We start from the raw sequence: 14,236 nt of genomic DNA, 5'->3' as shown, positions 1-14,236 counted from the left end.
GGACTGTCTGCGGGTCCGAAATATGGTCCCCTTATATGGCAGGCCATGAAGAAAGAACCAATCATTTGACGCGGCGTGGATCCGACCAAACGCCAATTCAAATCGCGCCGTTCAAAACGCGCCCAGGTTCTTTCCGGAGATAACGTGAACAATCCCGCCCTGCAAACCATGATGTACGACGCCAATCGTAAAAGCGTCGGCGTGGCCTATCTGCTGTGGTTCTTCCTGGGCGGCTTTGGCGGTCATCGTTTCTATACCGGCAGGGCCGCCAGCGCTGGCGCCATGGTCATCCTGACACTGCTGGGCATCGCGCTCAGCGTGCTCGGCGTGGGTTTCATCATGCTGCTCGCCGTCAGCGCCTGGGCGATCGTGGATGCCTTCCTGATTCCGGGATGGATCCGCAGCATCAACATGGAACTTGCGGCGAAACTCACGAGCGGAGCGTTGCCCCGATGACAGCGCATTTGGCCGGCAGCGCATTTGGCCGGCAGCGCATTGGGCCGACAGCGTATTGGGCCGACAGCGTATTTGCCAGCGGCACGACCCATGCGCATCGAAAAATCCCTGTTGACCGGCGGCCATCCTTCTTTATCGGTAAATCTCGACAAAGCGGGCTCGACGAAACGAGCTCGATAATCACGTGATTGATATTGCCGCCGTCGCGGGACGAGGCGGGAAATATCCAGGCAAAAAGCAAAAAGCCGCGAAAGTCTCAGACTATCGCGGCTTTTCAGGTGGTGCATGACTAGCTCTATCACGCACTCACTTTGCAGGAATTTGGTAGGCGGTATTGGAATCGAACCAACGACCTCCACGATGTCAACGTGGCGCTCTAACCAGCTGAGCTAACCGCCTGCAAAGAAGAAGAATTATATAGTGCTTTTTTAAACTCTGCAAATCGTCTTTTCAGATTTTTTGCTGTTTTTATTGCGTTTCATAAGCGTCGCGAGCGTTCACTCGCATTATCTTCAAACGCATCGGCCGGGCTCGAAAACGCATTTCCACGCACCCGCCAGCACTACAAACTTCCTATCTCTTCGCGTCTGCGGCATGCACCGCAGCAACGAAGAACGAGATTCTATCAGAACTTTTTATTCCTTGCTCGACTTCGACGCCACTGCTCACATCGACCGCCCACGGCCGCACGGATTGCACCGCGGCGGCGACGTTGTCGGGGTTCAGCCCCCCGGACAGGATGAGCGGACGGGACACGGAATCGGCCTTCACGTCGGCGAGCAGGCTGTAGTCAAAGCCATGGCCGCTGCCGCCATAACCCGCGCTGTAGCTGTCGAACAACCAGCCGGCCGCTTCGCCATAGGCGCGGCAATAGGAGGCCAGGTCCTCGGGCGTCGCCAGGCCCGGCGCGCCCGCGCGAAACGCGCGCATATAGCGGCGGCCATAGCGGGCGCACTCCTGCGGCGTCTCATCGCCGTGGAACTGCAGCAGTTCCGGACCGGCCTCGTCCAGCACGGCCTGCACATCGGCCGGATCGGGATTCACGAACAGCGCCACCACGTCGACGAAGGCCGGCACGGCGCGGCGCAGTTGCGCGGCGCGGGTCGGCGTGACATAGCGCTTGCTCTTGGGATAGAAGACGAAACCGATCGCATCGACGCCGGCTGAGACGGCAGCGTCGATGTCTTCTTCGCGGGTCAGGCCGCAGATCTTGATGCGTGTGCGCATGGAGTTCATCGCTTGCGTCGCCCAGCGCGACGGATGCGGTCAGTATAAGGCGAGCCGGCCCGCGCCCCGACGCCTGCCGGGTCAAGGCAACCCGCCGGGCCTTACCCTCCCGGCTGCGCCAGGTTGGCCATGAGCGAATCGAATCCGCCCTCGGCCACGCGAAACCAGGGAATGTCCTTGTCACGAAAGGCGGTCATGCTCTCGTACAGCTTCTTGAACATGGGGTCCTTGGCGCTCAATTCCTGATAGAGCTTGAGCGCGGCCTCATGCGCGGCCTGCAGCATCGGTTTGGGAAAGGCCTTGAGCTGCGCGCCGCGCTGCACCAATCGGCGCAGCGCATCGGGGTTGCCGGCATCGTACTTGGCGATCATGTTGGCGCTGGCCATCTGCGAGGCCAACCCGAGCGCCGCCTGGTAGGCCTTGGGCAGCTCGTCATGCGCGGTCTGGTTCACGTAGAGCGACAACTGCAACGTGCCCGCCCACCAGCCGGGAAAATAGTAGTTCCGAGCGACCTTGTAGAGCGCCAGGCTCTCGTCGTCGTGCGGACCGATCCAGGCCACGGCGTCGACGCCGCCCTGCTCCAGCGCCGCGTAAGTCTCCGCGATGGGCAGGTCGACGGGCTCGGCGCCCATGCGGGCCAGCACCTGGCGGGCAAAGCCGCCTGCCTTGATCTTCAGGCCGCGCAGGTCGTCCAGCGTCTTGACCTCGCCCCGGAACCAGCCTCCCATCTGCGCGCCGGTGAATCCGCAGGGAAAGTTCAGGATGCCGTATTTGTCGAACAGTACCCGCGTCAACGCCAGCCCTTCGCCCTGGAGCATCCAGGCATTCATCTGCCGGGTGTTCAGGCCGAACGGCACGCCGGCATCGAAGCACAGCGCAGGATCGGTGTCGAAAAAGCGCGTCGACGCGGTGTGGCCGCAGTCGACGATGCGATGCTGGACCGCGTCCAGCACCTGGCCGGCGTCGACCAGGTCGCCGGCCGGGAAAATCTCGATGCGGAACTTGCCATCGGTGACGTCGCTGACGTAACGCGCCACGTCCTCGGCGCCAGCGAACAGGGTCGGTGATTCGTTCGGAAAGCTGGAGGCCAGCCGCCACGAGACGGCAGGCGCTTCCTGCGCGTAGACGGGCGCGGCAATCACCACGCCGCTCGCGGCCCCCAGGGCGGTTCGCTTCAAAAACGCACGGCGTTGCATGAGACAGTCCTCCTGTGGGCGCCCGCGGCGTCCGGCTAGGACGCGCTGCCCGGCGCCTGCGTGAAGGGCGCCAGCAGCACAGCCCCGCCGTCCAGGTCATCCAGGCCGAATTCGTCCGGATACTCGATGGCCGACAGATACAGGCCATCGGGGGAAAAAGTGGGCGCGCCGCGCCGGCGGTCGCGCCACGACAGCAACTGCGCCATCCAGTCCACCGACTCGCGGCCCTGGCCGATCTGCAGCAGCGCGCCCATGATGTTGCGCACCATGTGATGCAGGAACGCGTTGGCGCGCAGCGTGAACACCAGGAACGGTCCGCGTTCTTCGATATCGAGCCGGTGCATCACGCGCACCGGATGCTTGGCCTGGCACTGCGACGAACGGAAACTGGAAAAATCGTGCTCGCCCAGCAAGGCGCCGGCGGCCGCGCGCATCGCCTCGACATCGAGCGGGTGGTGGCACCAGCCGGCGCGGCCGGCCCACAGCGCCGGACGCACGCGCCCGCGCCAGAGCAGGTAGACGTAGGTGCGGGCACGGGCGGAGAAGCGAGCGTGAAAATCGTCCGACACCGCCTTGGCCCATTGTACGGAAATGGTCGGCGGCAGGAACGCGTTGACGCCACGTACCCACGACTCCATGCGGCGCTGCAGGAGCGTGTCCAGATGAACCACCTGCATCGCGCCATGCACGCCCGTATCGGTGCGACCGGCGCAAATGGTGGGTACCGCCTCCGCCACGCCGCAGAACTGCGCCAACGCGGCTTCCAATGTGTCCTGCACCGTCTGCCGGTGCGGCTGGGTCTGCCAACCCTGCCAGGCGGAGCCGTCGTATGCCAGCCCCAATGCAACTCTAGACATCGTTCAAACCCGAGGACCGCTGACCGGGCGCGGTTCGTCCGTGGGCGGCTCATCCAGGTCGAGGCTGATGGAATCGAGCTTGCGGTTCAACGCCGCCGTATCCAGCGCCGGCTCGTTGTAGGCGTAGGTTTCCTCGTCATCGTCGCCGCGCCGCGCACCCGCGCGCCGCAGCACCCAGGCGATGGCGAAGGCGATCAGCGCCAGGACGGCGGTGACGATAACGAGAAGATTGTCGGCCAGCCAGGCCGGCATGGAAGAAGTCAAATCCTTATCCTTGGTGTTGCTGGCCGCCGCATCCGCGGCCGCCTTGTCTTGTTGCGCGGTGGCCGTCGACGCGCCGGGGGTACCGGCGGCGCCTGGAGCACCCGAGGCGCCAGGCGTGCCTGCCGCGCCCGTGGCGCCGGTTGCGCCAGCGGCCCCCGCGATTCCCGTGGCGCCGGCCGCCCCTGCGGCGCCTGTCGCGCCCGATGCGCCCGAAGTCCCTGTCGTGCTGGTCGCGCCCGAAGCGCCTGCTGTTCCGCTTGCGCCGGCCGGACCAGGAGCACCTGCGGCGCCGCTTGCGCCTGTCGCCCCCGGCGCACCAGCGGCACCCGTCGCGCCCGGCGTGCCAGTCGCTCCAGCGGCGCCCGATGCGCCCGTTGCTCCCGAGGCCCCCGCAGCGCCAGCCGCTCCGGCCGCGCCCGTGGCCCCGGCAGCGCCGGTCGCCCCCGTGGCGCCCGTGGCCCCGGCAGCGCCAGAGGCGCCGCCGCCCGACCCGGACGCGCCCTGCCCGCCCACGGCCTTGTTCAATTCATCGACGTTGCTCTGCAACTGATTCACGCGCCCCTCGGCATCCGCCATGGCGCGCTGGTTGGACGTGCGCTGATCCGCCCGCGCATCGGCCTGCGCCGCCGCGCCATCCTGCGCCTGGCCCGAGGACAGGCGCACCCGGTCCTGCGGCGGCGAGGCGCTCGCCACGCCGGTGTCGCCGGGCTTGGTCACCGTGCCGGACGCCGCGTCCTGCCCCTTGACCACCGACGGATTGGCGCCGGCCGCCGCGCCGATGCGCGCGCGGTAGCGGGCGAACGCCTCGGCATGTTCATTGAAGATGCGGCGCGCTTCGGCCGGATCCACCGCGCGGACCGTGGCCGCATCGGGGATCACCAGTTTCTGACCCGCGCGCACCAGATTCATGTTGTTCTGGATGAAGGCGTCGGGATTGGCGCGCCACAGCGCCACCAGCATCTGGTAGATCGAGGCGTTCGGCACCGCATTGCGCTGGGCGATGGCGAACAGCGTATCGCCCGACTTGACGTTGACCGCCCCCGCCGCGCCACCCGCCCGGCCCGGCGTGCCCACGGCGGCCGGCGTGACGTCGGCGCCCGCGCCGCGCAGCGGCACCAGGATGCTGACCTGCACCTGCCGCTGGCCCGAACTGGAACTGATGTCGAGCAGCAGGTCGACCGCGCCGCCGGCCGGCGCCTGCGTCGACCGCACCCGCAGGTTCTTGCGGGTCGGGTCCAGGCCATCCTCGACCCGCACCACCAGACTGGCCAGCGGCGCCGGTGGCTTCAGGCCGGCGCGTTGCCAGGCGGCCTCGTCGGCCACCGACACCCGCAGCGACGACACCTCGTCGGGCGTCAGTTCCTGCAGCCCGACCAGCGCCTGCAACGGCGTGCCCGGCGCCGACACCACCCGCGAATGCCCCACCCGCATCGCCAACGCCGGACTGCAAGCGCCCGCGCCGATCGCCAGCGCGATCGCCCACTGGAGGGCCTTCAAACGGCGGGCATGCTTCACTTGGCGCGAACGCTGGGTCATAAGCTGGAATTCCGTTCTTATCGTCGATTTTCGGGCGGGACCTGTTCGTCGCCATTACGTGAGAACAAGCCTCAATTCACCGGAAAAGTGTAATGGATCGAGCGCGTTTCACAAACCTGAAAGGCGCATCGGCGTTGGCTGGCGGGCACATTGGCGCCCGGTCCGATACGCTGCAAACGACAAAGGCACCCGCGGGTGCCTTTGTCGAAGCGGCCTACGGGGCAGGACGGCATGCGCCGCCCGCCAGGCCTCAGGCTTCGGCCAGCGCGATGCGCAGCATGCGGCGCAGCGGCTCGGCGGCGCCCCATAGCAACTGGTCGCCGACGGTGAAGGCGCTCAGGTATTGCGGGCCCATCGACATCTTGCGCAGGCGGCCCACCGGAATGTCCAGCGTGCCCGTGACCGCGACCGGGGTCAGCTCGCGGATGGTTTCTTCCTTGGTGTTGGGGATCACCTTGGCCCACTGCGTGCCTTGGGCGATCAGCGCTTCGATCTCGTCCAGCGGCAGGTCGCGCTTGAGCTTGATGGTCAGCGCCTGGCTGTGGCAGCGCATCGCGCCGATGCGCACGCACAGGCCGTCGATCGGGGTGGCGGCGGTGCCGAAGGCGGCGCCGCGGCCGAGGATCTTGTTGGTCTCGACCTCGCCCTTCCACTCTTCCTTGGACATGCCGTTGCCCAGGTCCTTGTCGATCCACGGGATCAGGCTGCCGCCCAGCGGCACGCCGAAGTGCTCGTGGGGCAGCGCCGCGTCCTTCTGCTTGGCCAGGATGCCGCGGTCGATTTCCAGGATGGCCGAGGCCGGATCGTCCAGCAGCGGCTTGACGGCGTGGTTCAGCTCGCCGAACTGGGTCAGCAGCTCGCGCATGTGCTGCGCGCCGCCGCCGGAGGCGGCCTGGTAGGTCATGGTGGTCATCCACTCGACCAGGTCGTTGTTGAACAGGCCGGCCAGGCCCATCAGCATGCAACTGACCGTGCAATTGCCGCCGATGAAGTTGCGCACGCCGCGCTTGAGCGCCGCGTCGATCACGGGACGGTTGACCGGGTCCAGCACGATGATGGCGTCATCGGCCATGCGCAGCGTGCTGGCGGCGTCGATCCAGATGCCATTCCAGCCCGCGCCGCGCAGCTTCGGGTAGACCTCGGAGGTGTAGTCGCCGCCTTGCGCCGTCACGATGATCGGCAGTTTTTTCAGAGCGTCGATGTTGTAGGCGTCTTGCAGCGGGCCCGCGCCAGTCGCCCAAGTGGGGGCGGCGCCGCCAGCGTTGCTGGTGGAGAAAAACACCGGTTCGATCAGTGCGAAGTCGTTCTCGTCGCGCATGCGTTGCATGAGCACCGAGCCGACCATACCGCGCCAGCCGACAAGGCCTACTGCTTGATTCATTTCAATCGCTCTTTAAAGGTGGGGACAAGGTGTGGTGAAAAAACGTGCAGGAATCCAACAATTTATCAGAATGCACGCAGGGATGTTGCGGCGCAGCTTGAAAAAACGGGGCCACAATGAAAGCCAACCCGCTTTCGCGGCGCGGCGGCAACACCGGCATGAAAAAAGGGCCGCCCCGCGGGCGGCCCCTGGAATCGGGACCGCGCCGCAAGGGCGCGTCCCTTGCAGGCATCAGGCCAGGGCTTTGAGGACGGCGTCGCCCATGCCCGAGGTGCTGACTTTGGTGGTGCCGGGTTCGAAGATGTCGGCGGTGCGCAGGCCATCGGCCAGCACGCGGCGCACGGCGGCTTCGATACGGTCGGCCTGCGGCGCCAGGTTCAGCGAGTAGCGCAGCAGCATGGCGGCCGACAGGATGGTCGCCAGCGGATTGGCGATGCCCTGCCCGGCGATGTCCGGGGCCGAGCCATGGCTGGGCTCGTACAGGCCCTGGCCGCCGGCATTCAGCGAGGCCGACGGCAGCATGCCGATGGAGCCGGTCAGCATGGCTGCCTCGTCCGACAGGATGTCGCCGAACAGGTTGCCGGTGACGATCACGTCGAACTGGCGCGGGTTGCGCACCAGTTGCATGGCGGCGTTGTCGACGTACATGTGCGACAGCTCGACGTCCGGATACTCGCGCGCCACTTCGATGACGATGTCGCGCCAGAACTGCGAGGTCTCGAGCACGTTGGCCTTGTCCACGCTGCACAGCTTCTTGTTGCGCTTCCTGGCGGATTCGAAGCCGATGCGGGCGATGCGGCGCACTTCCGATTCAGCGTAGCGCATCGTGTCGTAGCCTTCGCGTTCGCCGCTGAAGGCGCCATCCGGCGACGAGCGCACGCCGCGCGGCGTGCCGAAATAGATGTCGCCGGTCAGTTCGCGGATGATCAGGATGTCCAGGCCGGACACGATCTCGGGCTTGAGCGACGAAGCGCTGGCCAGCTCGGGATACAGGATGGCGGGACGCAGGTTGGCGAACAGGCCGAGCGCCTTGCGCAGGCCCAGGATGGCCTGCTCGGGGCGGAATTCGCGCGGCAGGCTGTCGTACTTCCAGTCGCCGACGGCGCCGAACAGCACGGCGTGCGACTCCTGGGCCAGCTTCAGCGTGGCCGGGGGCAGCGGGTGCTCGAACTCGTCGAACGCCGCGCCGCCGACGGCGGCCTGCTTGATGTCGAACGGCACGTCCAGCGCCTTCAGGACGCGCACGGCCTGCTCGACGATTTCGGGGCCGATGCCGTCGCCCGGCAGGACTGCGATGTTGTGAGTCATGGAAAAAACGATCCTATGGTCGATGGGATGAGTCGGATCAGGCGATCGGACGGCTTTCCAGCCAGGGATGACGGGCCAGGCGCTCGGCCTCGAAGGCGCGGATCTTGTCCGAATGGCGCAGGGTCAGGCCGATGTCGTCGAAACCGTTCAGCAGGCAGTACTTGCGGAACGGCTCGATGTCGAACTTCATGGCGCGGCCGTCGGCCGCCACCACCACCTGGCGATCCAGGTCGATGTTGAGCTTGTAGCCCGGGAAGGCCTTCACTTCGTCGAACAGGCGCGCCACTTCGAGCTCGGACAGCGCGATCGGCAGCAGGCCGTTCTTGAAGCTGTTGTTGAAGAAGATGTCGGCGTACGACGGCGCGATGATGGCGCGAAAGCCGAACTGCGTCAGCGCCCAGGGCGCGTGCTCGCGGCTCGAGCCGCAGCCGAAGTTCTTGCGCGCCAGCAGCACCGAGGCGCCCTGGTAGCGCTGCTGGTTCAGCACGAAATCGGGGTTGAGCGGACGCTTGCTGTTGTCCATGCCCGGCTCGCCGTGGTCCAGGTAGCGCAGCTCATCGAACAGGTTCGGGCCGAAGCCGGTGCGCTTGATGGACTTGAGGAACTGCTTGGGGATGATGAGGTCCGTGTCGACGTTTTCGCGGTCGAGCGGAGCCACCAGGCCTTCGTGAGTGGTGAATGCTTGCATGATGTCGGTACTCGGTGGGCGCTTAACGGAACGTGCGGACGTCGACGAAATGGCCGGCCACGGCGGCGGCGGCGGCCATCGCCGGGCTGACCAGGTGGGTGCGGCCACCCTGGCCCTGGCGGCCTTCGAAGTTGCGGTTCGAGGTCGAGGCGCAGCGCTCGCCCGGCTCGAGCCGGTCGGCGTTCATGGCCAGGCACATCGAGCAGCCCGGCTCGCGCCATTCGAAGCCCGCCTCGATGAAGATCTTGTCCAGGCCTTCGCGTTCGGCCTGCTGCTTGACCAGGCCGGAGCCCGGCACCACCATGGCCTGGCGCACGTTGGAGGCCACGCGCTTGCCGCGCGCCACGACGGCGGCGGCGCGCAGGTCCTCGATGCGCGAGTTGGTGCAGGAGCCGATGAATACGCGGTCCACGCGGATGTCGGTCAGCGGCGTGTTGGGCTTGAGGCCCATGTATTCCAGCGCGCGCTCCATGCCGCTGCGGCGCACGTCGTCTTTTTCGCGGTCGGGGTCCGGCACGCGCGAATCGACCGGCAGCACCATTTCGGGCGAGGTGCCCCAGGTGACCTGCGGCTTGATGTCGCGGGCGTTGACGTTGACCACGGTGTCGAACCTGGCGCCTTCGTCGGTGTGCAGCGTGCGCCAGTAGGCCACGGCGTGATCCCACAGCACGCCCGACGGCGCGAACGGACGGCCGCGGAAGTATTCGATGGTCTTGTCGTCGACGGCGACCATGCCGGAGCGGGCGCCGGCTTCGATGGCCATGTTGCAGACCGTCATGCGGCCTTCCACCGACAGCGCGCGGATGGTGCTGCCGGCGAACTCGATGGCGTGGCCGGTGCCGCCGGCGGTGCCGATGATGCCGATGATGTGCAGGACGACGTCCTTGGCCGTACAGCCGAACGGCAGCTCGCCTTCGACCTTGATCAGCATGCTCTTGGCTTTCTTCATGAGCAGCGTCTGCGTGGCCAGCACGTGTTCGACTTCGGAGGTGCCGATGCCGAACGCCAGCGCGCCCAGCGCGCCGTGCGTGCTGGTGTGCGAGTCGCCACAGACCACGGTCATGCCCGGCAGGGTGGCGCCCTGCTCCGGCCCGATGACGTGGACGATGCCCTGGCGCAGGTCGTTCATGCGGAATTCGGTGATGCCGTACTTGTCGCAGTTGGCGTCGAGCGTGTCGACCTGCAGGCGCGAGATCGGATCGTCGATGCCCTGGGCGCGGTTCATCGTGGGCACGTTGTGGTCGGCCACCGCCAGGTTGGCGCCGTTGCGCCACGGCTTGCGCCCGGCCATGGCCAGGCCCTCGAACGCCTGCGGGCTGGTCACTTCGTGCAGCAGGTGGCGGTCGATATAGAGCAGACAGGTGCCGTCTGATTCCTGGTGGACGATGTGGGCGTCCCAGAGTTTGTCGTAAAGGGTTTGGGCCATGGATGCGCTCAGCAAATAGACAATCCGGCTCGTGCCTCGCATGGAGCGAATCCCTCGCATCCACGCCGGCCGCTGCGGCATGTGAGGCATTATGCCCAGCCTCTGAACCTAGTACAATCACACCGAATATACTAGTACTGACAATACCATGGTGAGTCCCCGAGACGGCAGGACGCCGCCCGGGGCGCAACCAATGCCTAGCGCGACGCGCGGCCCTTGGATTGCTCGTACAGCGGCAGCACCTGTTGCGCCGCCGCCTGCAGGTCGGTGATACGCGAGGCGGCCGACGGGTGGGTCGAGAGGATCTCGGGCGGTGCGCTGCCGTTGTCCGCGGCCCCCATCTTCTGCCACAGCGTGACTGCGGCGCGCGGATCAAAGCCGGCCCGAGCGGCCAGTTCCACGCCCATGCGGTCGGCTTCGGTTTCGTGGGTGCGGCTGTTGGGCAACGTGAACATCACGTCGCTGAGCTTGCCGCCCAGATCCGAGGCGGCGCTCGATCCGGTAGCGATCGACAACACCTGCAACCCGAGGTTGGTGGCCATCTGCTGCGAGACGCGCTCGCGCGCGTGCTCGCGCAGCGCGTGAGAAATCTCGTGGCCCAGCACCGCGGCCAGCTCATCATCCGTCGGCTTGATCTTGTTGATCAGGCCGGTGTAAACGGCGATCTTGCCGCCCGGCATGCACCACGCGTTGATCTCGTCGCTGGTCAGGACGTGCACTTCCCATTTCCAGCCGGACGCGTCGGGGCGGAAAACGCCGGTCTGCGCGATCAGGCGCTGCGAGATCGCTCGCACCCGCGCCACCTGCTGAGCGTCGCGATCCAGCAGGTTCTTGGCCTGCGCCTGCTTGAGGATGTCGGCGTACTGCTGGTTCGCTTCCTGCTCCAGCGCCTGAGACGGCACCATGCTGGACATGTACTGCGTCCGGTTGACGCCGATGGCGCCCGACTGGGTGGTGTTCATCCCGGTGCAGCCCGCCAGGGCAGCCAGGAACAGCGCCGCCGCCAAGCGGCGCAACGGATAGCGATTACGGCTCATGTCAGCCTCCAACAGTCAGGAACAACGGGACGCGCGCAGGCCTCAACCCTGATCGCCGCACTGGCCGCGGTGGCGCAGGGCGTGGTCGATCAGCACCAGGGCCAGCATGGCCTCGGCGATTGGCGTGGCGCGAATGCCGACGCAGGGGTCGTGGCGACCGAGCGTCTGCACCATCACCGGCTCGTTGGCGCGGTTCACGGAACGGCGCTCGACCCGGATGCTGGACGTGGGCTTGATGGCCAGCGACACCGTCACCGGCTGGCCCGTCGATATGCCGCCCAGCACGCCGCCGGCGTGGTTGGTGACGAAGCCGTCGGGGGTGATCTCGTCGCCATGCTCGGAACCGCGCTGCGCGATGCAGTCGAAACCGGCGCCGATCGACACGCCCTTGACGGCATTCAGGCCCATCATCACGTGCGCGATGTCGGCATCCAGGCGGTCATAGATGGGCTCGCCCCAGCCGGCCGGCAGGTTCTCGGCCACCACCTCGATACGCGCGCCGACCGAATCGCCGTCGCGGCGCAACTGGTCCATGTAGGCCTCGAGCTCCGGCACGATGTCGGCGTTGGGCGCGTAGAAGGGATTGTTCGGCACCTCGTCCCAAGAGACGAAGGGAATCGGGATCGGGCCCAGTTGGCTCATGTAGCCGCGCACTTTCACGCCGTATTGCTCGGCCAGCCACTTCTTGGCCACGGCGCCCGCGGCCACCGTCGGCGCGGTCAGCCGCGCGGACGAACGGCCGCCGCCGCGAGGATCGCGCAGGCCGAACTTGCGCCAGTAGGCGTAGTCGGCGTGGCCCGGCCGGAACGTGTCGGTGATATTGGAATAGTCCTTGCTGCGCGCATCGGTGTTGCGGATCAGCAGCCCGATGGGCGTACCCGTGGTCAGCCCCTCGAACACGCCGGACAGGATCTCGACCTGGTCGGCTTCCTGGCGCTGGGTGACGTGACGCGAGGTGCCGGGGCGGCGGCGGTCCAGTTCGTGCTGGATGTCGGCCGCTTCCAGCGGCAATCCGGGCGGGCAGCCATCGATGACGCAACCGATCGCCGGCCCGTGGGATTCGCCAAAATTCGTGACGGTGAACAGGGTACCGAGGGTATTGCCGGGCATAGGAAATCAACAGGTGGGGTTTGCAAGCAACCCCGATTATGACACCGCCGACGCCAAAGCCTGAATTTCCGCGGCGGGCGCGGGACGTCCCAGCAGGAAACCCTGCATCACACGGCAACCCAGCGACTTGAGGATCTCGCGCTGCCCTTCGGTCTCGACGCCTTCGGCCACCACCGGCAGGTGCATCGCCTGGCACAATCCGAACAACGCCGACACCACCTCGCGGCTGCCGGCATCGGACTCGAGAGCGGAGATGAAGCTGCGGTCGATCTTGACCCAGTCGATCGGCAGGTGCCGCAGATGGTTCAGGCTGGAATAGCCGCAGCCGAAATCGTCCAGCGCCACGCCGATGCCCTTGGCCCTCAGCGTGTTCAGGATCTTCACGTGGCGCTCGTAGTGCAGGATGAAGATCGATTCGGTGATCTCCAGCACCAGCTTGCGCGGCGCCAGCTTGGTCGCGGCCAGCACGTCGGAGACCAGTTGCACCAGGCCGTCCTCGTTCATCTGCTTGACCGACAGATTCACGTGCACGCGCCACGCCGCCGGCCACAGCGCCGCCTGTGAGCAGGCGCGTTCCAGGATCCAGGCGCCCAGGGGCACGATCAGCCCGCTGCGTTCGGCCAGCTCGATGGTCACGGCCGGCGATACGCTGCCCAGCTCGGGGTGATGCCAGCGCAGCAACGCCTCGCAGCCCTGCACCACCCCGGTGCCGCTGTCGCAGACAGGCTGGTAGTACAACTCGAATTGGTCCATCGAGGCAGTCGTCAGGGCCAGCCGCAGGTCATTCTCCAGACCCTGCTGGTCACGCTGACGCGCCAGCATGCGGAAGTCGAACATGTTCCAGCCGGGGCCGCCACGCTCCTTGAGCGGCACCATGGCCACCTGCACGCAACGTTGTAATTCCTCGACACTGCGACCGTGGTCCGGATACAACGCCGCCCCCACGCGGAACACCGCGATCAGGGGGCGGCCACCCAGCTCGTAAGGCACGGAAAGGTCCTCGAGCAGCTTGGCCGAGACCTGGGCCGCGCCCTCCTCATCGACGTCGGGAATGCACACGGTGAAGGTGTCGGTGCCCGTGCGGGCCACCATGCCGCCCAGCGCGCGGGTCAACAGGCTGAGCCGATCGGCCACCATCACCAGCAGGGCCTGGTCTTCGCCGGCCCGCAGCATCGCGCTGATCTCGGCGTACTGGTCAAAACTGACCAGGAAAAACGCGCCAATGCCGCGCGAGCCCGAACGGGCGCGCGCGATACCCAGGGACTCCTGGTGGTCCTGCGCCGGTCCGCCAGGGCCGAACACCCCCCCGGCCAGCCTGCCGCTCCGACTGGACCAGCCACGCGCGCGCGCGGCGATGCAGCTCCCGTTGGCTCAGGACGCCGGTCAATTCATCACGCGTCAATCGCCCGCGCAGGACGCGTTCCCGGCGGACGAAAAACAAACTTATCGCTGCAAGTGCGCCCACGAGCGTCAGGCACAGTGCGAGCAGGTAACTCTCACGCACGGAGCCCCCTATCTAGAAACCCTTGGCGTTGTGGTCCGGAAAGAAACCCAAGGGCTGTAACATTTTTTAAATTATGCATTATTTTCGCAAAAAAACGCCACACTTCAGGAGCAACGCGCTCCCTTTCCTTCGATTCCTGCCCTGATCTGGTTGCTCGTTGGGGGTCATGACGGTCCTTGGATAGCAGTCGCTGGCCGGTCCTTTGCGCCATGCCGTGCCCTTACTACGACAGCCGAAGCCCGAAAA

General features: G+C 66.5%; 12 protein-coding genes and 1 tRNA gene. 1 reads left to right on the top strand and 12 read right to left on the bottom strand.

Annotated features, from left to right (window positions below; all coding sequences use genetic code 11):
- Positions 1–144: 144 nt before the first annotated feature.
- Positions 145–456, top strand: a complete 312-nt coding sequence (locus ACUDCK_RS09385) for a TM2 domain-containing protein (protein WP_231132860.1) — start codon at positions 145–147, stop codon at positions 454–456.
- Between the two features lie 322 nt (positions 457–778).
- On the opposite strand, the gene ACUDCK_RS09380 is transcribed toward ACUDCK_RS09385, so the two are convergent.
- From ACUDCK_RS09380 to ACUDCK_RS09325, 12 genes are all read right to left on the bottom strand, one after another.
- Positions 779–855 (bottom strand) — tRNA-Val (locus ACUDCK_RS09380).
- 174 nt (positions 856–1,029) lie between these two features.
- Entirely contained in the window at positions 1,030–1,683 is a 654-nt protein-coding gene (locus ACUDCK_RS09375; RefSeq protein WP_240317394.1) for a phosphoribosylanthranilate isomerase, read from the bottom strand.
- Between the two features lie 101 nt (positions 1,684–1,784).
- Entirely contained in the window at positions 1,785–2,879 is a 1,095-nt protein-coding gene (locus tag ACUDCK_RS09370; RefSeq protein WP_064523276.1) for a TRAP transporter substrate-binding protein, read from the bottom strand.
- A 35-nt stretch (positions 2,880–2,914) separates the two neighbouring features.
- Positions 2,915–3,736, bottom strand: a complete 822-nt coding sequence (gene truA, locus ACUDCK_RS09365) for a tRNA pseudouridine(38-40) synthase TruA (RefSeq protein ID WP_064523274.1) — start codon at positions 3,734–3,736, stop codon at positions 2,915–2,917.
- 3 nt (positions 3,737–3,739) lie between these two features.
- On the bottom strand, positions 3,740–5,536 hold the full coding sequence (locus ACUDCK_RS09360) for a type IV pilus assembly protein FimV (protein ID WP_175167664.1): 1,797 nt from the start codon (positions 5,534–5,536) through the stop codon (positions 3,740–3,742).
- 250 nt (positions 5,537–5,786) lie between these two features.
- Positions 5,787–6,917 (bottom strand): aspartate-semialdehyde dehydrogenase, encoded by a 1,131-nt coding sequence (gene asd, locus ACUDCK_RS09355; RefSeq protein ID WP_049075090.1) that lies wholly within the window; start codon positions 6,915–6,917, stop codon positions 5,787–5,789.
- Between the two features lie 231 nt (positions 6,918–7,148).
- Positions 7,149–8,225, bottom strand: a complete 1,077-nt coding sequence (gene leuB / locus ACUDCK_RS09350; RefSeq protein ID WP_175167663.1) for a 3-isopropylmalate dehydrogenase — start codon at positions 8,223–8,225, stop codon at positions 7,149–7,151.
- A 37-nt stretch (positions 8,226–8,262) separates the two neighbouring features.
- Positions 8,263–8,913, bottom strand: a complete 651-nt coding sequence (leuD, locus tag ACUDCK_RS09345; RefSeq protein WP_175167662.1) for a 3-isopropylmalate dehydratase small subunit — start codon at positions 8,911–8,913, stop codon at positions 8,263–8,265.
- Positions 8,914–8,935: 22 nt separating this feature from the next.
- Positions 8,936–10,339 carry a 3-isopropylmalate dehydratase large subunit gene (gene leuC, locus ACUDCK_RS09340; protein ID WP_054503887.1) on the bottom strand — a complete coding sequence of 468 codons (1,404 nt, stop codon included), beginning with the start codon at positions 10,337–10,339 and terminating at the stop codon, positions 8,936–8,938.
- Between the two features lie 197 nt (positions 10,340–10,536).
- Positions 10,537–11,376, bottom strand: coding sequence for a M48 family metallopeptidase (locus ACUDCK_RS09335; protein WP_054503888.1), 840 nt, complete (start codon positions 11,374–11,376; stop codon positions 10,537–10,539).
- A gap of 42 nt (positions 11,377–11,418) precedes the next feature.
- Entirely contained in the window at positions 11,419–12,486 is a 1,068-nt protein-coding gene (aroC, locus tag ACUDCK_RS09330) for a chorismate synthase (RefSeq protein WP_054503889.1), read from the bottom strand.
- A gap of 36 nt (positions 12,487–12,522) precedes the next feature.
- Positions 12,523–13,788 carry a putative bifunctional diguanylate cyclase/phosphodiesterase gene (locus ACUDCK_RS09325; protein WP_445659304.1) on the bottom strand — a complete coding sequence of 422 codons (1,266 nt, stop codon included), beginning with the start codon at positions 13,786–13,788 and terminating at the stop codon, positions 12,523–12,525.
- Between the last annotated feature and the right edge of the window lie 448 nt (positions 13,789–14,236).

It is taken from the genome of Achromobacter sp. CF-sbj1-Ac2-l (assembly GCF_052698165.1).
Note: the sequence above shows the minus strand (reverse complement) of the source record. Positions and strands in the feature narration are given on the sequence as shown.